The 19378-nt window shown below is 57.5% G+C and carries 21 protein-coding genes; 15 read left to right on the top strand and 6 right to left on the bottom strand.

Translation table 11 applies throughout. From position 1 onward, the window contains the following. Window positions 1-183 precede the first annotated feature (183 nt). Window positions 184-1008: a flagellin gene (locus ACZ5VE_RS05650; protein ID WP_464457048.1), complete on the top strand. Its 825-nt coding sequence runs from the start codon at window positions 184-186 to the stop codon at window positions 1006-1008. Here the strand turns inward: ACZ5VE_RS05650 and ACZ5VE_RS05645 are convergent, their stop codons facing one another. The 4 genes from ACZ5VE_RS05645 to ACZ5VE_RS05630 all read right to left on the bottom strand — a co-directional run bounded on the left by ACZ5VE_RS05645 (window position 1009) and on the right by ACZ5VE_RS05630 (window position 3661). Then, window positions 1009-1233 (bottom strand): hypothetical protein, encoded by a 225-nt coding sequence (locus tag ACZ5VE_RS05645; protein ID WP_464457047.1) that lies wholly within the window; start codon window positions 1231-1233, stop codon window positions 1009-1011. 32 nt (window positions 1234-1265) lie between these two features. Beyond that, window positions 1266-2105 carry a flagellin N-terminal helical domain-containing protein gene (locus tag ACZ5VE_RS05640; protein ID WP_464457046.1) on the bottom strand — a complete coding sequence of 280 codons (840 nt, stop codon included), beginning with the start codon at window positions 2103-2105 and terminating at the stop codon, window positions 1266-1268. A gap of 123 nt (window positions 2106-2228) precedes the next feature. Then, a complete protein-coding gene (locus ACZ5VE_RS05635) occupies window positions 2229-3062 on the bottom strand; it encodes a flagellin N-terminal helical domain-containing protein (protein ID WP_464457045.1) in 834 nt (277 codons plus the stop codon). Window positions 3063-3268: 206 nt separating this feature from the next. Further along, the gene (locus tag ACZ5VE_RS05630; protein WP_464457044.1) at window positions 3269-3661 is read right to left on the bottom strand and encodes a flagellar protein FlaG; all 393 of its coding nucleotides are present in this window, start codon (window positions 3659-3661) and stop codon (window positions 3269-3271) included. 293 nt (window positions 3662-3954) lie between these two features. Between ACZ5VE_RS05630 and ACZ5VE_RS05625 the strand changes: the two genes are divergently transcribed. Together ACZ5VE_RS05625 and ACZ5VE_RS05620 are read left to right on the top strand one after the other, a co-directional pair. After that, window positions 3955-4431 carry a tetratricopeptide repeat protein gene (locus ACZ5VE_RS05625; protein ID WP_464457043.1) on the top strand — a complete coding sequence of 159 codons (477 nt, stop codon included), beginning with the start codon at window positions 3955-3957 and terminating at the stop codon, window positions 4429-4431. A gap of 61 nt (window positions 4432-4492) precedes the next feature. Further along, complete coding sequence (locus tag ACZ5VE_RS05620; protein WP_464457042.1) at window positions 4493-5329, top strand: flagellin N-terminal helical domain-containing protein; 837 nt, start codon at window positions 4493-4495, stop codon at window positions 5327-5329. Window positions 5330-5515: 186 nt separating this feature from the next. On the opposite strand, the gene ACZ5VE_RS05615 is transcribed toward ACZ5VE_RS05620, so the two are convergent. Next, the gene (locus tag ACZ5VE_RS05615) at window positions 5516-5641 is read right to left on the bottom strand and encodes a hypothetical protein (protein ID WP_464457041.1); all 126 of its coding nucleotides are present in this window, start codon (window positions 5639-5641) and stop codon (window positions 5516-5518) included. A 249-nt stretch (window positions 5642-5890) separates the two neighbouring features. Between ACZ5VE_RS05615 and ACZ5VE_RS05610 the strand changes: the two genes are divergently transcribed. The 12 genes from ACZ5VE_RS05610 (at window position 5891) to ACZ5VE_RS05555 (ending at window position 18408) form a co-directional block, all read left to right on the top strand. Then, complete coding sequence (locus ACZ5VE_RS05610) at window positions 5891-7399, top strand: sigma-54 interaction domain-containing protein (protein WP_464457040.1); 1509 nt, start codon at window positions 5891-5893, stop codon at window positions 7397-7399. An 11-nt stretch (window positions 7400-7410) separates the two neighbouring features. Then, window positions 7411-7770, top strand: coding sequence for a flagellar hook-basal body complex protein FliE (fliE, locus tag ACZ5VE_RS05605; protein WP_291924070.1), 360 nt, complete (start codon window positions 7411-7413; stop codon window positions 7768-7770). Window positions 7771-7795: 25 nt separating this feature from the next. Beyond that, entirely contained in the window at window positions 7796-9667 is a 1872-nt protein-coding gene (fliF, locus tag ACZ5VE_RS05600; protein ID WP_464457039.1) for a flagellar basal-body MS-ring/collar protein FliF, read from the top strand. Between the two features lie 22 nt (window positions 9668-9689). Next, the gene (fliG, locus tag ACZ5VE_RS05595; RefSeq protein ID WP_464457038.1) at window positions 9690-10808 is read left to right on the top strand and encodes a flagellar motor switch protein FliG; all 1119 of its coding nucleotides are present in this window, start codon (window positions 9690-9692) and stop codon (window positions 10806-10808) included. Next, window positions 10795-11769 carry a FliH/SctL family protein gene (locus ACZ5VE_RS05590; RefSeq protein ID WP_464457037.1) on the top strand — a complete coding sequence of 325 codons (975 nt, stop codon included), beginning with the start codon at window positions 10795-10797 and terminating at the stop codon, window positions 11767-11769. The genes fliG and ACZ5VE_RS05590 overlap by 14 nt, the downstream gene beginning before the upstream one ends. After that, window positions 11769-13085 carry a FliI/YscN family ATPase gene (locus ACZ5VE_RS05585; protein WP_464457036.1) on the top strand — a complete coding sequence of 439 codons (1317 nt, stop codon included), beginning with the start codon at window positions 11769-11771 and terminating at the stop codon, window positions 13083-13085. Before ACZ5VE_RS05590 ends, ACZ5VE_RS05585 begins: the two co-directional genes overlap by 1 nt. Before the next feature lie 18 nt (window positions 13086-13103). Then, window positions 13104-13553 carry a flagellar export protein FliJ gene (locus ACZ5VE_RS05580; RefSeq protein ID WP_464457035.1) on the top strand — a complete coding sequence of 150 codons (450 nt, stop codon included), beginning with the start codon at window positions 13104-13106 and terminating at the stop codon, window positions 13551-13553. Window positions 13554-13740: 187 nt separating this feature from the next. Continuing rightward, entirely contained in the window at window positions 13741-14925 is a 1185-nt protein-coding gene (locus ACZ5VE_RS05575; protein WP_464457034.1) for an ABC transporter substrate-binding protein, read from the top strand. A gap of 120 nt (window positions 14926-15045) precedes the next feature. After that, the gene (locus ACZ5VE_RS05570; protein WP_464457448.1) at window positions 15046-15909 is read left to right on the top strand and encodes a branched-chain amino acid ABC transporter permease; all 864 of its coding nucleotides are present in this window, start codon (window positions 15046-15048) and stop codon (window positions 15907-15909) included. Window positions 15910-15922: 13 nt separating this feature from the next. Beyond that, window positions 15923-16933, top strand: coding sequence for a branched-chain amino acid ABC transporter permease (locus ACZ5VE_RS05565; protein ID WP_464457033.1), 1011 nt, complete (start codon window positions 15923-15925; stop codon window positions 16931-16933). Then, the gene (locus ACZ5VE_RS05560) at window positions 16926-17693 is read left to right on the top strand and encodes an ABC transporter ATP-binding protein (protein WP_464457032.1); all 768 of its coding nucleotides are present in this window, start codon (window positions 16926-16928) and stop codon (window positions 17691-17693) included. Before ACZ5VE_RS05565 ends, ACZ5VE_RS05560 begins: the two co-directional genes overlap by 8 nt. 1 nt (window position 17694) lies before the next feature. Then, window positions 17695-18408: an ABC transporter ATP-binding protein gene (locus ACZ5VE_RS05555; RefSeq protein ID WP_464457031.1), complete on the top strand. Its 714-nt coding sequence runs from the start codon at window positions 17695-17697 to the stop codon at window positions 18406-18408. Between the two features lie 93 nt (window positions 18409-18501). On the opposite strand, the gene ACZ5VE_RS05550 is transcribed toward ACZ5VE_RS05555, so the two are convergent. Then, the gene (locus ACZ5VE_RS05550; protein ID WP_464457030.1) at window positions 18502-19272 is read right to left on the bottom strand and encodes an IclR family transcriptional regulator domain-containing protein; all 771 of its coding nucleotides are present in this window, start codon (window positions 19270-19272) and stop codon (window positions 18502-18504) included. Window positions 19273-19378 lie beyond the last annotated feature (106 nt).

Raw genomic sequence — 19378 nt, 5'->3', positions numbered from 1 at the left:
CGTTCAAGGGGGAAAGATCACACACAAGCCATCCAAGCGCGTGTAAACCCCTGTAAAAAGTGTAAAGATCGCTCAAGTTTTCCCACTTGCTGCATTGATGCCGTATGGTTACCTTGTATTTGTATTTAAGATCCGCGCCAGTGGATCTGTACAAGGGGCCAAACCATGCAAATCTCTACCAATTTGAATGCCTTGAATGCTGTCAAGGCCATCTATTCAGCCAACGCCAATATTGCCCAAGCCAGCGAGCGGATCAGCACAGGGCTGCGCATAAACCACGCCTCTGACGACCCGACGGGGCTGGCCATAGCCAACCGACTGAAAACTCAAATCGGGTCTTTTTCTAAAGTTTTGGACAATTTATCCTTGGGCACGGCAACCACTCAAATTGTGGACGACTCACTCACCCAGATGATCGATATCCTGAGCTACATGCGGGTTGCAGCGGTGGCAGCCGAAAGCTCTACACTGACCAATTCCGACCGAACGGGATACCAGGATCAGATTGATGAATATGTGGATCAGATCGACAGCATTGCAGACAACGCCGTCTGGAACGACAGTTCGCTCATGACCACCGCTTCCAGCATGACGATCCAGTCTGGCACGGCGTCTGGCGATACCACCACCATCAGTTTTGACAAAATTACTTCTTACTCTTTGAGCATCGAAAATTCGTCTGGTACCAATTTGCTCAGTGTTTCGAGCGCAAGCAATGCCACGTTGGCGGTAGGCGTCATCGACAATGCCTTGGACACCCTGAATGAATACCAGTCTTACATTGGGGCCAAACAAAATGTACTGGATGTACAGACCAATGTGGCCAACGCCATGATCACCAACCAGTCAGTGGCTTACGGAAAAATCATGGACGCAAATATGGCCGAAGAAACCTCCAAACTCGCAGCTGCCCAGATTCAGCGCGACGCCGCCACTGCAATGCTTACCCAGTCCCTGTCGATGAACAAGGATTTGGTCACATTTTTGCTCAAGTCCAGCTTCAACTGATCACTGAATCCGGATGATGCGCCAACCCCGGTCCATTTTTCTGAACGTGAACTTTCTCTGCAGGTTGCGTGATCGAACCATGTAGTAGCTCAAGGCTCGCAGGCTTTGCGCCTGCTTGAGCTCTGTGCAATACACGCTCTCACCGACTTCCAGCGCACTCAAGGTAGTGATGTGCGGCTGCTGTCGGATGTTTTGCAAATTGATCCGCTCAACGATCATGGTCAAATCTCAAGTCAAATCAAACCAGTGAAGCCGATTCATTGAAGCAACACCAACACATTTCTAGGTTGTTGGTTGGCCTGACTCAGCATGGCGGTGGCGGCGTTTTGAATGATCTGCGTTCGAGCAAGCTCCATGGTCTCGCTTGCATAATCCGCATCCAAAATTCGACTTCGTGCCGCCGACGTGTTTTGCGAAACAGTGCTCAGGTTGTCCATCGCATGCGTAAACGCATTGATCTTGGCACCCAAGTCGGATCGAAAATCATCGATTGTTGCAATAGCAGTATCTAGGCTTGCTAAAGCGCTGCTGGCTCCTGACAGAGTCGAAATGTCCAGACTAGCGATGGCCAATGAGGATGCTGATGTGGCCATCGATTGCAAATTCAAGGTGATGGTTTGACCAGATTCACCTCCTATCTGGAAAGTCACAGCGCCAGCAGTACCCAAGTCACTTGCAGAGCCTTGCAAGATCGTCATATCGTTGAACTTTGTATTACTGGCTATGTCATCCACTGCAGCAATTAACTCCGACATTTCCGATTGCAAGGAGTCCCGATCGGCAGAACTGTTGGTGTCGTTAGCAGATTGAATAGCCAATTCACGCATGCGCTGCAGCATGTTGGTAATTTCTTGTGTGGAACTCTCCGCAGTCTGTGCGACGCTGACGGCATCATTGGCATTTCGAACCGCTTGGTTGAGACCCCGAATTTGAGAAGTCATCCGGTTGGAAATCGCCAGGCCTGCAGCATCATCGGCCGCGCTGTTGATGCGTTTGCCGGTCGCTAGCCTTTGCATGGCTTCCGTCAGCGATCGGTTATTGACGCCCAGCGCATCCCTGGCCTGCAATGACTGGATGTTGGTATTGATGACCGACATGGGCACTCTCCTGCTACAGCGCAGCCCAAGTCCATGAAACCTGGGCTGCGTTCATTTGATACCGAAAGCCCGCAGGAAAGCGGGCTTTCTTTTTGCAGTTCAACTGCTAGTCATTTAAACGACTTACTTGAGAAGCGCCAAGACAGACTGAGGCTGTTGGTTCGCTTGCGCAAGCATCGCCGTGGCCGCCTGCGCAATGATCTGAGTTCGCGCAAGCTCTGTTGATTCGGCGGCATAGTCCGTGTCTAAGATGCGGCTTCGCGCTGCCGATGTTGTCTGTGCCACATTGGTCAGGTTATCTACAGCGTGTGTCATGCGATTGATCTTGGCACCCAAATCTGATCGGAAATCGTCAACAGAGGCAATAGCATCATCCAAGGTGGCAATGGCACCGGCCGCACCTGAAGTTGTGGAAATATCAACATCAGCCACAGACAACCCGCTAGCAGTCATGGACACCAAATCAAGCGTGATGGTTTCGCCACTGGCAGCCCCCACTTGGAACGTCATGGTACCGGTGGTACCTGCGGTACTGGCAGAGCCTTGCAGAATCGTCATGTCGTTGAAACGTGTGTTTTCAGCGATTCGAGTAATTTCATCTTGCAGTTCAGACACTTCTGACTGCAAAGAAGTGCGATCAGCAGAACTGTTCGTGTCGTTGACTGACTGAACAGCCAACTCACGCATGCGCTGAAGCATATTGGTGATTTCCTGTGTTGCACCTTCGGCCGTTTGAGCCACGCTGATGCCGTCGTTGGCATTACGAACCGCTTGGTTCAAACCGCGAATTTGAGAAGTCATGCGGTTGGAGATGGACAGACCGGCAGCATCATCAGCAGCACTGTTGATGCGCTTACCTGTCGACAGCTTCTCCATCGCCGATGTCAGGGCACGGTTGTTCACGGCCATTGCGTTGGCGGCCATGAGGGACTTGACGTTGGTATTGATAACAGACATTTCTTTCTCCTTCACCCTGGTATCAGGGTAGTGCGTCTAAAGAAAAAATTCTTTAGCAACGCTGCCACAAAAATTGCAAGCAAATCAAAATGCATTCACTCGCTTTGGTTGGACGGAATCTCAAATCTCTTTGATCAATTTTCAAGTTCCCGTTGATTAGTGAATCGACCTGGTTTCAGAAGACTTGAGTCATTTTTGAAAAATTTTTAAGTGGACTCATCATGGATCAAACCCTTCAAAGCTTCGATGGAGTGTGCAGCACGAAGCAAGGAAACATCTGGGATCTGCCGCACCATTTCACCCGTGTGACTATTGATAACTTTGACAACCATTGCGCCATTGACTTGGTCTTTTGAAAAACTCAAGCCGCGCTGGTTGGCCTTCATTTGCTCATTGAGATTTTGTATGACTTCCTCCAGATTTCTGGACATGGCCTCACGATTGACCAGCAACGCCTCCTTGGCGTCAACGGAATTTTTACCTGCAGTTTCCGTTGCAACGGAAGAATCCGGAGGTCGGACTCCAGCGGCTGCCTGCTGAACGTCAGCCTTGTGCGGTATGGCCGCTTGAACAGAATTTGTAATTGCAGATGTAGACATGGGCGTAACCTCCATCGGTGAACACAGTTGCTGGGGAAGTCCAGGCACCAGGTTGACACCAGTACGCAATGTGTATCGACACGAAGATCCAGATCTTTAACAAAAAATATTTGACAGGCCATCTGAGCAGCCAACATCTCGCCTTTAGCCTTGTTGTTTCACTGTATTTCAGCACCCAAGTGGCTCGACGGAAAAGGTGGCCCAACAGCTGGCACAGCTATTGCTTAAATTCACTTACAAAGCGGTTGGCAACTTATTGCCGCCGGTTTTCTGACAGGTCAAGGAGTACTTGAATGACTGCACTCGCAGAGATTGTTTTACACGAGGCTGCCTACGGTCGCATCACACCCGAAAAACAGGTGTCACGTTTCACGCCAGAACAAATCAGGCAAACAATTGCTTGTTTGGTCAGCAATGATCAATTAGCACTAGCGAATGCATTGGTTGACGCAGGTTTAAGCCTGCACCCTCATTCTCAGGACATCCTCTGCATTGGCGCCTTGGTCGCAGAAGTACAACAAGATTGGGATCGCGCTAAAGATCTGCTTCAAGAGCTCATGAGGGTGCAAAAAGGTGAATCCCCTCCAGACACCTGGCTCCATTGGATCCGTGTGCTGCGATGTCGAGGAGAAATCAAAAGCGCAACTCAAGCAGCCAAGCAGGCTGTTGGAGTTTTTCCGGAACACAGGCAACTACAGGCAGAAAAACAGCAGTTGTTAGAAATGACTCAAGACTCATCTCAATTGGAAACACCGGCAATTAGCCATTGAACGTCAAAACACAAGAGGCAAAAAATTGCCGATGTGCCTATCTAAATAAAGGAAATTCGTCATGTCCGTCATTAATACCAATGTCAAATCACTGATCTCGCAGAATGCTTTGGGCCGCAATAGCCGTGCGCTAGGTGCAGCCATGGAGCAATTGTCGACAGGACGCCGCATCAACTCAGCTAAGGACGATGCAGCGGGATTGGCAATTAGCAACAAAATGACATCGCAGATCCGTGGTCTGGATCAAGCAGTCCGCAATGCCAACGATGCCATCAGCGTAGCGCAAACAGCTGAAGGGGCAACCATTGAGATCACCAACATGCTCCAGCGCATGCGTGAATTGGCAGTCCAATCCGCAACTGACACAAACAGCGACGATGACCGTGCTTCTCTGCAAAAGGAGGTTGATCAATTGACCGCTGAAATCTCACGCATTGCGACCGACACCACCTTCAACAACATGAGCGTTTTGCTTGGATCTGCCAGCACTGCAGGCACATCCGGCACCATGACATTTCAAGTCGGAGCGGGTGCCGACCAAGTGATCACACTGGATTTGGTGAGTATGACTGCCTCTGCTTTGGGTGTCACGGCCATGAGCATCACCACACAGTCAGGTGCCAACTCGGCCATCAATGCGTTAGATGATGCGATTTCCACTGTGGACGATTTCCGTGGTGATATGGGTGCCAAAATTAACCGATTCACTTATGCCATGGACAACCTCACGAATGTCTCTGTCAACACATCAGCCTCCCGCAGTCGCATTCTGGACACTGACTATGCCAAGGCCTCTAGCGAGCTGTCGCGCACGCAGATCATTCAGCAAGCCGCTACAGCCATCTTGGCACAAGCCAATACAGATCAACAGTCCGTGATGAAGCTTCTCCAAGGTTAATGGGGTCAAGCTGGCTAAAACAGGGACCTTCAAGGGTCCCTGTTTTATTAGCGAGTAGTTTTTAAATCGTATGGTCATCCAACCCACATCGGGTAAACAAGCACAGGGCCCTAATTGCTGGCAATGCCGGCATTTCGCCATCACCCACATCCCATCGGTACCTTATGCCTGCAGGGCCATGGGCTTTCAATCGCGGCTGCTGCCTGCGATGGAGGTGCTGCGCGTGGATGGGCAGTTTTGCATGCTCTTTGACGCCAAATACAAGACCGCGGCTTGACCGGGCGTGATGTGGATACCCACGTTCACGGGCATGACACATCAATGTCACCCTAAACTTGATCCTGAATTCATGCCTTCGGCGGCAATGGATACCCGCATGCGCGGGTATGACAACTTTTCAGGGCTCCCGCTGTCAATCTTCCGTCAAGCGCAGTGTCAAAATCACCAGAATTTTAAAAACATTAAAGTACTCAATATTCGGTATTTAAGTGCTTTTTAAATGCATTTAAATCTGGCACAAGGGTTGCTTAGTAGGTTTCATCTGAACATGAGACCAACACCGTGAAGTCACAACCCCTTTCCACCCCTCTGGCCCTTTGGCTGGACCCCGAAGCAGCCCTGAGCCCCGAGCACAGTCATGCCTTGCAGGTGAGCGGCTGGGCTGTGATGCCCGTCACCACGCTGGACAACCTGCTCGCCCACGCGGCCGATGCGGCCATGGTGGTGTTGCACCTGACTTTGGACGTGACACGACTCAAAGCCGTTCAACAGCTTTTACAAGACGCAGGTCTGACCACCCCTGTGGTCTGCCGCGTTGACCGCCACGATCTGGACCTGGCCGTTGAAGCCACCCAAGCGGGCGCATTGACCGTGCTGGCGGCGCAAGACGTTCGCACAGCCTCTTGGCAGCGACTGCAAAACCAACTCAACCCCACGGCAAGCCGCACCACACCACAGCCTGTACGCAACGTGGTGTTTGTAGACCCGGCGAGTCAACACCTGCTGGCCCTGGCCCAAAAAGTGGCCCAAGCCGATGTGACTGCCTTGCTGGTTGGCCCGACAGGCTCGGGCAAGGAAGTCCTGGCCCGCGTGCTGCATGAGGCCTCGGGCCGGGCACACGGCCCGTTTGTTGCGCTGAACTGCGCGGCCATGCCGGAAAATCTGATCGAAGACATGCTGTTCGGTCATGAGAAAGGCGCTTTCACGGGTGCCCACCGCGACCAAAAAGGTTTGTTCGAACAAGCCCAGGGCGGCACCTTGTTCCTGGACGAAATTGGCGAGATGCCCATGCACCTGCAAAGCAAGCTGCTGCGCGTGCTGCAAGAGCGCCAACTCACCCGCCTGGGCGGCCAAACTGTGATCCCCTTGAATGTGCGCATCGTGGCCGCCACCAACAAGGACCTGAAAAAAGCCATCGCCGAGCGCGAGTTCCGCGAGGACCTGTACTACCGCATTGCCACTTTCCGCATGCGCTTGTTGCCCCTGGCCGAGCGCCCCGGCGACATCATTCCTTTGGCCATGCAGTGCCTGCTGCAGCACGACAAGAAACCTTGGCAGCTGCACCCGCAGGCGCAGATGCAGCTGCTGCAATACCCCTGGCCCGGCAATGTGCGCGAGCTGGAAAACGTGATGCGCCGCGCCATGGTGTTGTGCACCGACCACGTGGTCACCCCCGCACACCTGATGTTTGACGACTGGCTGACCGCCAGCGCCCCCGCAACAACTTCGACGCCCGCACCTGCCCCAGCGCAGGCGTCGGTGAACGCTGAACCTGCGGCCCCAGCCCAGCCTGTGGCGGGTTTCGATGAATTCATGAACGCCGCCAAGCACACCTTCGGTTTGCAAGCGCCGGTCATCACCGACGAGGCTCCCAGCTTGCACGCCGAAGTGCCCACCGACCTGCACAGCGCCGCCCGCATGAACGAGCACCAGGTGATCATGGCCACCTTGGCCAGCACCCCCAGCAAGACGGAAGCCGCCAAGCGCCTGGGCATCAGCCCGCGCACCTTGCGCTACAAATTGGCCCAACTGCGTGAGCACGGCTTGGGCATGGCCAACGCGGCCTATTGACGGAGACACGCATGATCGACAAAGCCATCTCTCCTGCCAGCATCCAGTCGATGCTGCAAACCCTGCGCAGCCACCAGGCCGAAGCCTCTGGCAAAACCGCGGGCATGCCCGGCGCGACCGAACTGGGCGGCAGCGCAGGCGGTGTCCAGAAAACAGGTTTCTCCGATCTGGTCTCGGGTGCGCTCGGGCAGGTCAACAACCTGCAAGTCCAATCCGCTGAAATGCGTGCCGCCTTTGACCGTGGCGAAAACATCGCGCTGACCGACGTGGTGCTGGGCATGCAGAAATCTTCGTTGGCCTTTGAAGCCACCTTGCAAGTGCGCAACAAAGTGCTCAAGGCCTACGAAGAAATTCTGAACATGCCGGTCTGACCCTCTCAACTGAAGAAGAACAAACATGGCCACAGCAACCGCTTCGATGAACACTGGCGTGATGACCGCGCCCCCAGCGTCCAACAACACCCCTGCCACCACGCCCGCCAATGCTTCGGGCGGCACGGCGTTGACCACCGCCCAAGGTGCCAACGGTGCAGCCAATGGCGCAGGCGCAGGCGGCATGCTCAGCCCCTGGCGCACTCAAGGCATGGCCGACACCTTCAAGACCGTGATCAACCAACCGGCCGTTCGCAAAGTGCTGCCGCTGATCATCATGCTGGCCGTGTTGGTCATCTTTGGTCTGGTTTACGCCTGGATGCAGGCCACCCCCTACCGCCCCGTGATGCCCGGGCTGCAGGAAGCCGACCAGCAAAAAGCTTTTGAGTCACTCAAAACTGCTGACTTCAAACCCAAGATCGACCCCGCGACAGGCCAGCTCACCGTGCCCAGCCAGCGCTTTCACGAAGCCCGGATTTTTCTGGCCTCGCAAGGTTTGCCCAAAGCCGGTGCCACGGGCCTGGATGGTCTGAAAGAGCAGTCGTCCATGACCACCAGCCAGTTCATGGAACAGGTCAAGGTGAATGCGGCGATGGAGCAAGAGCTGGCCCGCAGCATCATGCAAATTGGCAGCGTGCAAAGCGCCCGCGTGCACCTGGCCACCCCCAAGCAAAGCGTGTTCGTGCGTGACCGCACGCCGCCCAAGGCCTCTGTGGTGTTGGCCCCCTACCCTGGCCGCGCCGTGTCGGCCTCGCAAGTGCAGGCCATCGTGCACCTGGTGTCGTCGAGCGTGCCTTATCTGGCGCCAGACCATGTGACCGTGGTCGACAACGTGGGCAAGCTCATGACCGAGTCGGCCACCGAGCAAAAACTCGGTTTGACCTCGGCCCAAGAGCAACACAAGCAGCAGCTTGAAGAGGTGTACCGCACCCGCATCATGCAAATCCTGGCCCCCATGGTGGGCGAGGCCAATGTGCGGTCACAAGTGAACCTGTCGCTGGACTTCACCCAGATCGAGAGCACCACCGAAGACTTTGACAACAAAGACAAAGGCCCCCGCACACGCTCCGAAGTGACGGCCGAAGACCGCGCTGCCAGCCGGGCTGCCGAAGGCATTCCGGGCGCACTGGCCAACACCCCTCCCGCAGACCCCACCACCACCAACTCCACACAAGTGGATGGCAACAAAGGTTCGGGCGAATCCGGCAGCAAGCTCAGCAGCCGCGCCACACGCAACTTTGAGCTGGACCGCACCGTGCGCCACGTGCGCAACGCGACAGGCGGCATCATGAAAGTCAGCGTGGCCGTGGTCGTGAACGAGCGCCCCGCACCGCCACCGGCCAAAGACGCCCCCGTGGTGCCGAACGCCCCGACCACCCAGGCCTATACACCACAAGAGCTGGAGCAAATGCTGCAGGTGGTGCGTGGCGTGGTGGGTTTCGACCAGCAGCGCGGCGACAACGTCTCGGTGGTGCCCGCCAAGTTCGAGCCAGCCACAGCCTTGGAGACCATCCCCTGGTACCTGGAAGATGCGGTGCAAACCGGCATCAAAGGCGGCTTGCTGGCCATCAGTTTCATCGTGTTCATGCTGATTGTGGTGCGCCCCATCATGCGCAACATGTACGCCAGCGATGCAGCCACCGATGCCGACCAGGCCAAGGCCGCCCTGAGCGACGGCGAGTTGAGCGAAGACGACATGCGCATGATCCAGATTGGCGAAGGCGAAAGCCTGGAAGAGATCAAGGCCAAACTCAAGCCCAAGAAGTCAAGCATCTCCATGGACATGCTGGACACGGCCAACACCTACGACGACAAAGTGGCGCTCATCCGCATGCTGGTCGCAGAAGACTCCGGCCGCGTGGCCAACGTGCTCAAAGGCATGATCAAGGCCAGCTGAAGCACATCAAGGAAAAACAACCATGGCCACCAAAAAACCCGACGACAAAGACGTCAAAGCAGAAAAGCCCAAAGACGGCAAGGATGCACCGCCTGCCCTGCTGGGGGACAGCAACATCAACATGACCGAAGAATTGGTCAAGGAACTGGCTGAGCTGACCAGCACACAACGTGCTGCGGTCTTGATGCTGCTTCTGGGCGAGCAACAAGCGTCTGAAATCATCCGCTTCATGAACCCCAAGGAAGTACAGTCCCTGGGCGCCGCCATGGTCTCGGTGTCTGACTTGTCGCAAGAAGCGGTGAACATCGTCCTGGACGAATTCGTCACCATGCTGAAAAAGCAGACCAGCCTGGGTCTCGGCACAGGCGACTATGTCGAGAAAGTGCTCAAGCGCGCCTTGGGCGAAGACAAAGCCGCTTCGGTGCTCAGCCGCATCATGCCGGGCCAAGGCAGCAAGGGCCTGGAGATCCTGAAATGGATGGACGCTCGCTCGATTGCCGAAATGATCCGCGGCGAACACCCTCAGGTGGTGGCCATCATCTTGTCGGTGCTCGAATACACCGTGGCCGCTGACGTGCTGAACTTCCTGCCTGGCGAATCACGCCCCGAAATCATCCAGCGCATTGCCAGCCTAGAGACGGTGCAACCGTCGGCCATGGAAGAGCTGGAACAAATCATGATGAAGCAGTTCGCCACGAACTCTTCGTCCAAATCGTCCAGCTTTGGCGGCGTCAAGGCGGCCGCCCAGATCATGAACTCGGTCAAGGTCGAGCTCGAATCGTCCATCATGTCCGGCCTGTCGCAGATCGACGGCGAGTTGATGCAGAAGATCCAGGACAACATGTTCACCTTCGAAAATCTGGTGGGCGTGGACAACCGGGGCATCCAGGCCATCATGCGTTCGGCAGATCCAGATCTGCTGATGGTGGCCCTCAAAGGCGCACCCGATTTCGTCAAGGACAAGTTCCTGGACAACATGTCGGCCCGAGCTCGCGTCATGTTTGTGGACGACATGGAAAGCAAAGGCCCATTGCGCATCACAGAAGTGGAAGAAGCACAGAAGAACGTCATGCGCATGGCGCGCAAGCTGTCCGATGCGGGTGAGCTGGTGCTGGCTGGAGGCGGCGATGGTTTCGTCTGACAAAGAAGCCCCCGCCCCCTGGAGCACCAACCCCCTGCTCAACAGCACGGTACAAACGCCCCGCTTTTTACGCACTCAGTGGGACGAAGCTTCGGCACGATCTTTCGGCCCCTGGCGTGTGGCCGAAAAAGTCGAACCGACAGAAGGCCTGATGGCCGAAGCCACACCTTTGGAGACCGAGCACGAAGATGCACTGGTCACCCTAGATGCAAGCGAAGAGCCCATAAAAGAAGCCGAATCCGAATCCCAATGGACCGATGCGGCCCTGGATCAACTGCGCGACGAGGCTTATCAGCGCGGTTTGCTCGAAGGGCAAGCCCAAGTCCGGACCGAGTTTGAAAGCGAACGCAGCAAAGAACGCGAACTGATCCGCCACTTGGGCATCGAATTGCGCAGCATCAGCCAAGACCCACAACGGTTTTTTGAACCCCTCAAGCGACTGTCCCTGCATTTGGCCGAGCAACTGGTGCGCGCAGAACTCCAGCTCTCAGGACAAGCCGTGCACAGCCTGATCCAGGCCTGCATTCAGCAACTTGACCAAGCGCTCGAGCCCGTGCATGTCAGCGTCAACCCGGACGATCTGCACCGTCTTCAAGCCATGGGCGAATCGGTCACCAAGCACATGCAACTCGAAGCCGACGCCCTGCTGCGCCCAGGCAGTGTCAAGGTCCGTGTGCAAGACACTGTGGTGCAAGACCTGATCGAGCACCGACTGGAGCCTCTGGCCCGTCGCCTTCTGGCCCAGCCCGATGCCTGGATGCAAAAGTCCAGCTTGGTCAAGGACACGGTCGAGGCCATGCCTGCCGACACGCCACGACGCGAGTGGAGCCACCACATCAGCGATGTGGCTGATGTGGTGGACATCGACAACGATCAAACCAGCCAGACGTCACGGGCTGCGCAAGACACTGTCGATTCCGACGAGCCCCCCGCTGACCTGCCACGAGAGCCCCTGGCATGATGAATTTTGACAATGAAGTCAGTCAGATGATGGCCGACCTGCATGTACCCGATCCGCAGCGCAGCGGCACCTTGGTGCGCTCGGTGGGCATGCGCCTGGAAACCCGTGGCCTGATGGCCCCCTTGGGCGCGTGCTGCGAAGTGGTCGACCCCATGGGCCACAGGGTCGAAGCCGAAGTGGTCGGGTTCAACGATGACACCTTGTACTTGATGCCCTTCACAGAGCCCAACGGCATCGGTCCTGGCGCACGGGTGACGGTGCTCAGCCATACTCCCAGCGTGAACCTGGGCCCCGAACTGCTGGGCCGCATCATCGATGGTCGCGGTCAACCGCTGGACAGCAAACCGCCCCCCGACTGCCCCGATGTGCTCAGTTTGCTGGGCCGCCCGCTCAACCCCATGGAGCGCGGTCCCATCAAACAGATTCTTGACGTCGGGGTTAAAGCCATCAACGGTGTTCTGACGATCGGTCGTGGTCAGCGCCTGGGCTTGGTCGCCGGTTCCGGTGTGGGCAAAAGCGTGCTCTTGGGCATGATGACCCGCTTCACCGAGGCCGATGTGGTGGTGATCGGTCTGATTGGTGAACGTGGCCGAGAAGTGCAAGCCTTCATTGAGGAAACCCTCGGGCCCGAAGGTTTGGCCAAATCGGTACTGGTGGCCGCACCAGCCAATGTCTCACCCGTCTTGCGCCTCAAAGCCACGCACATGACCCATGTGATCGCCGAATACTTTCGCGACCAAGGCAAGGATGTGCTGATGCTGATGGACAGCCTGACCCGGGTGGCCCACGCACAGCGTGAAATCGGCCTGTCGATTGGCGAACCCCCGACCGCCAAGGGCTACCCCCCTTCGGTGTTTGCCTTGCTGCCCAACCTGATTGAGCGTGCCGGCGTGGGGCGCCACGGGTTTGGCTCCATCACCGCCATCTACACGGTGCTGGCCGAAGGCGACGACGCCAACGACCCCATCGTCGACATCGCCCGCGCCTCCCTCGACGGCCAAGTCATGCTGTCGCGCAAACTGGCCGATGCGGCGCACTATCCGGCGATTGACCTGAACGGTTCGATCTCGCGGGTCATGCAAAACCTGCTCAGCCCCGAAGACATGAAACTGGCCAACCGCTTCAGGCGTTTGTGGTCGCTTTACCAACAAAACCAGGACCTGATCCAGGTGGGTGCCTACGAAATGGGCAGCAACCCTGAACTGGACCAGGCCATCCGTCTGCGGCAGAACATGGAAAATTTTCTGCAGCAAGACATGCACATCAACATGGATGAGGGCACCACCCGCCATGAGCTCCAGGCCCTGATGGCCTAATAACACCAAGGAACCGACATGCGACAAGCACGCAACTGCTGGCCTGTTTTGGTCAAAAAGGCCAACGACGATGTCATTCAAATTCAAACCGAATTGGGTGAAGCATTGGCACGTCTGGAACAGCTGAACACCAGCCACCAAAGGCTGTGCCGCTTGTACGACGAATACCGGCTGAAAGAACAGCAAACACAAACCGAAGCCTTTGGCATGCAAGCCAGCATGAACCAACGGCAATTCATGGCCCAATTGCTCAATTTGCAGCAACGTGTGGTGCTCGACATCAGCAAAGCCCAAACCCTGGTCGCCCATTTGCGTCAAAAACGATTCCAGGCTGAGGTGGAATTGCAAAAAATGCGGGCTCTGGAAGAGCACGACCTGCAGGCCGTGCGGCGCGATCTGCAACAACACGAACAGCGTCAAATGGACGAGCTGGGGGCCAGGCAATTCAACCTGCGCCTGCAACATTAAGAACAAGCCCCTTGTTGTTGAATCCCCATGGTCATCATTGACCTGCGGTACTCACCCAATGAGTCGGTGAAAAATCCAGTCATTTCTCCGGACTTTCCCCTAGAGAACAGCACACCAGGATGCAACATAATGCATGCAGGTGCTGTTTGCCGATGGCAACAGTTGGTTTGCTTCACAGGAGACACACATGACTTCACGACGTTCAGTTCTCACACAGAGTGCCGCCCTCCTGGGTGCCGCATCGACCAGCCTGCTGGTTCCCCAAAACGCGCTGGCCCAAAGCGGCAAAATCCGCGTCGGCTTCATGCTGCCCTACACAGGCACCTTCGCCCAGTTGGGCGTGGCCATTGAAAACGGTGTGCGCATGGCCATCAACGAACAAGGCGGCAAGTTGGGCGGTCGCGAAATCGAATGGTTCAAGGTCGACGACGAGTCCGAGCCCTCCAAAGCCATCGAAAACGCCAACAAACTGGTGCAGCGCGACAAGGTCGATGTGCTGATCGGCACCGTCCACTCGGGTGTGCAAATGGGCATCCACAAAGTGGCCCGCGACAGCGGCGTGATCAGCCTGATCCCCAACGCGGGCGTGCACATCGCCACGCGCGCCCAGTGCGCCCCCAACGTGTTCCGCACCAGCTTCTCCAACAGCCAGCCCACCATGGCGCTGGGCGAAGCCATGGTCAAGCGCGGCCACAAAAAGGCCGTTTGGATCACCTGGAAATACGCCGCAGGCGACGAGGCCTATGAAGGCTTCAAGGAAAGCTACACCAAGGCTGGCGGCACCATCGTCAAAGAGCTGGGCCTGCCCTTCCCCAACGTCGAATTCCAGGCACTGTTGACCGAAATCGCGGCGCTCAAACCCGACGCCGTGGCCTGCTTCTTTGCGGGTGGCGGTGCGGCCAAGTTCCTCAAGGACTACGCCGCCGCCGGCCTCAAAGGCAAGATTCCACTGTACGGCTCGGGCTTCCTGACCGAAGGCGTGCTGGATGCCGCAGGCCCCGCCGCCGATGGCGTGCTCACGGCCCTGCACTACGGCGACGGCATCGAGACCAAGCGCAACAAAGAGTTCCGCCTGAACTACGCCAAAACCTTCAAGATGCAGCCCGACGTGTACGCTGTGCAAGGCTATGACACCGGTTTGCTGCTGGTGCAAGGCGCCAACGCGGTGCAAGGCGATGTCAGCAAAAAGGCGGCCATGATCAAGGCCATGGAAGTGGCCGTGATCGACAGCCCACGCGGCAAGTGGACCATGAGCAAGTCGCACAACCCTGTACAAGACATGTACTTGCGCGAAGTCTCCAACAAGGAAAACAAGGTAATCGGCATTGCAGCCAAGGCACTGGCCGACTCCGGAGCGGGTTGCCGCCTGTGATCCACCCAAGTCGCTCGGCCTGAAACAGGCCCAGCGACTGAGTTAGAAACCAACGGCGGACCTGTTCCGCCGTTTTCACAAGCATTTTTTCTTTGACCCTTTGCTTTGGGCACCGACCTGATGGACTTCGTTAACTTTTTGATCCAGCTGCTCAACAGCGTTCAGTACGGCCTGCTGCTGTTCATGCTGGCCGCGGGCCTGACGCTGATCTTCGGCATCATGGGTGTGGTCAATCTGGCGCACGGCAGCTTTTACATGCTGGGCGCTTACCTCGCCTGGTCGCTGGCGGGCATGCTCGGCAGCTTCACCCTCGCCATCCTTGTGGGCACAGCGCTGTCAGTGGCCTTTGGCCTGTTGCTGGAAAAGCTGCTCTTTAAGCACTTTTACCACCGTGACCACCTCGACCAAGTGCTGCTGACCTTCGGCCTGATTTACGTGTTTGAAGAGCTGCGCTCCATGCTCTGGGGCGACGATGTGCACGGCGTGCAGATTCCCGAAGCCCTGTCGGCGTCGATTGCGCTGACCGACACGCTGTCTTATCCGGTCTACCGACTGTTCATGTCGGGCGTGTGCCTGGTGCTGGCCCTGGGCCTGTATTTGCTGATCTCCAAAACCCGGCTGGGCATGAAAATCCGCGCGGGGGCCTTCAACCATGAAATGACCGAAGCCTTGGGCGTGAACATCGGCCTGATCCACGCGGTGGTGTTTGCACTCGGCGTGGGGCTGGCGTCGATCGCAGGCATGATCGCCGCCCCCATTTCCAGCGTCTACCCCAACATGGGCTCGCAAGTGCTGATCATGTGCTTTGTGGTGGTGGTGATTGGCGGCATCGGCTCGGTGCGCGGTGCACTCATCGCTGCACTGCTGGTGGGCCTAGTCGACACTTTCGGCAAAGTTTTGCTGCCCCAAATTTCGGGCATGCTGGTGTATGTGCTCATGGCCGCGGTGCTTTTGTACAAGCCCGAAGGCCTTTTCAAACAATGATGGCAAGAACCCGATGAGCGCCCCCCAAACCCACCTTGAAAATCTGCCGCGTAGCGTGCAGTTTGTGCTGCTGCTGGGCCTGTGCGCCCTGCTGGCCTTTCCTTTTGTCGGCAGCAACTTCTACATCGACATGGTCAACCGCATGATGATCCTGGCGATCTTTGCGATGAGCCTCGATCTGCTGCAAGGCGTGACCGGCCTGGTCTCGCTGGGCCATGCGGCCTACTTTGGCATTGCCGGTTATGCACTGGCCTTCCTTACCCCGCAAGACACGCCAGTGAGCCTGTACACCAGCTTGCCACTGGCGGTCGGGGCCTCGGCCTTGGCTGCGGTCGTCATCGGTTTTCTGGTGGTGCGCACGCACGGCATTTACTTCATCATGGTCACCATGGCCTTTGCGCAGATGGTGTTTTTTGCCTTCTTTGACAACAAAGCCCTGGGCGGCTCGGACGGTATCTTCTTGAACTTCAAGCCCGACGCGGGTCTGATCGACCTGGAAAACAAGCAGGTGTTTTATTTCTTCACCCTCGCTTGCCTGGTGGGTGTTTATGCCTTCTTGCGCCGTTTGCTGTGGAGCCCCTTTGGCCGCGCACTGGCGGGCATTCGGGTCAACGAGCACCGCATGCGCGCCTTGGGCTTTGGCAGCTTCAGCCACAAGCTCGCGGCCTTCACCCTAGCCGGGGCGCTGGCCGGTCTGGCCGGGTATTTGTGGGCCGCGCAAAGCGGCTTTGTGAACCCCGAACTCATGGGCTTTCACATGAGCGCCCACGCCATCATGATGGTGATTTTGGGCGGCATGGGCAATTTTGCGGGGGCCATTGTGGGCGCGTTCAGCTTTGAGGTTTTGCTGCACATCTTCAAGGACTTGCCCGATGTCGGCGAATTCAAAACCGGCAAACACTGGCAAATGTGGATGGGCCTGTTCATCGTGGGCCTGATCATTTTTGCGCCCAAAGGCATTCTGGGCTTGATCAACCGGGCATTTCCGGGTCAGAAAATCGGCAAGGAGAGCGGCCATGAGTGAAGCCCAAGTGCTCCTGTCGGCCCGCCAACTGACCAAGCGTTTTGGTGGCCTGGCGGCGGTCAATGAAGTGAACGTCGATCTGTGGCACGGCCGCATCCACGCCGTGATCGGCCCCAACGGCGCAGGCAAATCCACCCTGACCAATTTGCTGTCGGGTGACCTGCCGCCCACCAGCGGCACCATCACCCTGGACGGCCACAACATCACCGGCTGGACGCCCGAAAAAATCTCGCGCCACCGGCTGGGCCGCAGCTACCAAAAGACCAACATCTTCCGCACCTTCAGCGTCTGGGACAACGTGCGCTTGGCCGCGCAGTCACGCGTACAGCCCTCGCCCTTCAACCCGCTGGGTTGGCTGGGCCGGGCCGACAACATGGCAGCCGTAAACGCCCGGGCCGAACGCGCACTGGAGCTGGCGGGTTTGCAAGACCGCCGCAAAACAATAGCCGGTGCGGCCAGCCATGGCGAGCAGCGCCAATTGGAAATTGCCATGACGCTGGCCACCGAGCCTGTTGTGCTGCTGCTCGACGAACCGTTGGCCGGCATGGGCGTGGCCGAGGCCGAGAGCATGGTGCAGCTCTTGTTGCGCCTGAAAAAAGACCACGCCATGTTGCTGGTCGAACACGACATTGACGCGATCTTCACGCTGGCAGACCACCTGACGGTGATGGTCAACGGCCAGGTGATCGCCAGCGACACCCCTGCCGTGGTGCGCGCCGACAGCGGTGTGCAAGCCGCCTACCTGGGTGAGGAGCATTGAGATGAGCGAACTGTTGATCAACGCCCAAGGCCTGAACACCTATTACGGCGCCAGCCACATCCTGCGCGGCATCGACTTTGCCGTGGCCCGTGGCGAAACCATCGGCCTCATGGGCCGCAACGGCATGGGCAAAAGCACCCTGCTCAAGTCCATCATGGGCATCGTGCCGCCGCAAAGCGGCACCGTGCAGATCAAGGGCCAGACCATGAACGGCCGCCCCACCTTTGAAGTGGCGCAGCTGGGCATCGCCTATGTGCCCGAAGGCCGGGGCATCTTTGGCAACCTGAGCGTGGTCGAAAACCTCAAGATGGCAGCCCGGGCAGGCACCCGTGGTCAGCGCGACTGGACTTATGAACGCGTGCTGGAAACCTTCCCACGCCTGACCGAGCGCCTGAACCACGGCGGCCAGCAGCTCTCGGGCGGCGAGCAGCAGATGCTCACCATCGGCCGGGCACTGATGACCAACCCCGATGTGCTGATCCTGGACGAAGCCACCGAAGGCTTGGCCCCGCTGATCGCCCGCGAAATCTGGCGCATCTGCAGCCTCATCAAGCAAAGCGGCATCAGCGCCATCATCGTCGACAAGAACTGGAAACACGTCACCCAAATCACCGACCGCAATGTGATTTTGGTCAAAGGCGAGGTCGTGTTTGAAGGCACGTCTCAAGCCCTGCACGACGACCCGGGCGTGCTGGAGCAGCATCTGGGGGTTTGACCCCGCCCGTGCCGGAGCGATCCCTGCGGGAAGCTGTCTCTGTGGGAGGCAGCCCCTGCGGCCGAATGCTCGCAAGACCACCATCAAAAGCCATCAGAGCAAAGGCCGCAACTCCCGCGCCGCCTCCAGCAATAAAGGCAACCACTTGCGCTCGACAGCGGCATCCGACAATTGCTCGGCCGTGCCCACCACATTGAGTGCGGCCAGGGTTTGGCCCTGCATGTTGCGCAGCGGCACGGCCAGCGCGTGAATGCCCAATTCGTGCGCATCGCGGGCCAGGCAGTGGTCGTCTTGCCGCACCTTGTCGATCAAGGTCTTGAATCGGGCCAAGCCCACTTCGGTTTGCGGGGTGATGCGCGCCAACTCACGGCCCTTGAGCCAGGCATTGAATTCGGCTTTGGGCCAACTGGCCAGCAGCACACGCCCAGTAGAGGTGGCATGCGCAGGCAGGCGCGCGCCCAGGTGCAAGCCATAGGCCTGGTGCCGCACCGGTTCGGCCACACCCGCACTGCGCGCCACGATCACACCCTCACCACCGTCCAACACCACCGCACTGAAAGCGGCCTGTGTTTGCTGCGCCAGCCGGTTAAGCGTGGGCTGCAGTGTGCGTGGCAAACGTGAAGTGGCCATGTAGCTGCCCGCAAAGCGCAGCACCCTCGCCGAGAGCCAATAGTGGCTGCCGTCCGTTTCCAGATAACCCAGCTCGGCCAAGGTGAGCAAATGCCGCCGTGCTGCCGCCCGGGTGATGCCCGTGCGCTGTGCGGCAAGCGTGGCGTTCAGCCGCTGGCGCTCGGTGTCAAAGGCTTCAAGCACGGCCAAGCCTTTGGCCAGGCCTTCGATGTAATCTGCTTTGGCGATGGGCATGATGGGCCTTGCTTGTGACATGTCGGGGAGATGTATTCCGCTGAACATCACTTTGATGTGCGTCAATTTGCGCGATATTCGCACAATCAATTGAATCATCGCACAA

This window comes from Limnohabitans sp. INBF003 (assembly GCF_055396645.1).
This window is presented reverse-complemented; position numbering and strand designations above follow the sequence as displayed.

Coding starts and splice junctions, on each gene's coding strand:
- ACZ5VE_RS05640 (WP_464457046.1), bottom strand. CDS start 2,105: ATGTCGGTCATCAATACCAACATCCAGTCATTGCAGGCCAGGGATGCG.
- fliG (WP_464457038.1), top strand. CDS start 9,690: ATGGCCACCAAAAAACCCGACGACAAAGACGTCAAAGCAGAAAAGCCC.
- ACZ5VE_RS05630 (WP_464457044.1), bottom strand. CDS start 3,661: ATGTCTACATCTGCAATTACAAATTCTGTTCAAGCGGCCATACCGCAC.
- ACZ5VE_RS05570 (WP_464457448.1), top strand. CDS start 15,046: ATGGACTTCGTTAACTTTTTGATCCAGCTGCTCAACAGCGTTCAGTAC.
- ACZ5VE_RS05625 (WP_464457043.1), top strand. CDS start 3,955: ATGACTGCACTCGCAGAGATTGTTTTACACGAGGCTGCCTACGGTCGC.
- fliE (WP_291924070.1), top strand. CDS start 7,411: ATGATCGACAAAGCCATCTCTCCTGCCAGCATCCAGTCGATGCTGCAA.
- ACZ5VE_RS05565 (WP_464457033.1), top strand. CDS start 15,923: ATGAGCGCCCCCCAAACCCACCTTGAAAATCTGCCGCGTAGCGTGCAG.
- fliF (WP_464457039.1), top strand. CDS start 7,796: ATGGCCACAGCAACCGCTTCGATGAACACTGGCGTGATGACCGCGCCC.
- ACZ5VE_RS05620 (WP_464457042.1), top strand. CDS start 4,493: ATGTCCGTCATTAATACCAATGTCAAATCACTGATCTCGCAGAATGCT.
- ACZ5VE_RS05635 (WP_464457045.1), bottom strand. CDS start 3,062: ATGTCTGTTATCAATACCAACGTCAAGTCCCTCATGGCCGCCAACGCA.
- ACZ5VE_RS05550 (WP_464457030.1), bottom strand. CDS start 19,272: ATGCCCATCGCCAAAGCAGATTACATCGAAGGCCTGGCCAAAGGCTTG.
- ACZ5VE_RS05555 (WP_464457031.1), top strand. CDS start 17,695: ATGAGCGAACTGTTGATCAACGCCCAAGGCCTGAACACCTATTACGGC.
- ACZ5VE_RS05590 (WP_464457037.1), top strand. CDS start 10,795: ATGGTTTCGTCTGACAAAGAAGCCCCCGCCCCCTGGAGCACCAACCCC.
- ACZ5VE_RS05575 (WP_464457034.1), top strand. CDS start 13,741: ATGACTTCACGACGTTCAGTTCTCACACAGAGTGCCGCCCTCCTGGGT.
- ACZ5VE_RS05585 (WP_464457036.1), top strand. CDS start 11,769: ATGAATTTTGACAATGAAGTCAGTCAGATGATGGCCGACCTGCATGTA.
- ACZ5VE_RS05580 (WP_464457035.1), top strand. CDS start 13,104: ATGCGACAAGCACGCAACTGCTGGCCTGTTTTGGTCAAAAAGGCCAAC.
- ACZ5VE_RS05560 (WP_464457032.1), top strand. CDS start 16,926: ATGAGTGAAGCCCAAGTGCTCCTGTCGGCCCGCCAACTGACCAAGCGT.
- ACZ5VE_RS05615 (WP_464457041.1), bottom strand. CDS start 5,641: ATGCCCGTGAACGTGGGTATCCACATCACGCCCGGTCAAGCCGCGGTC.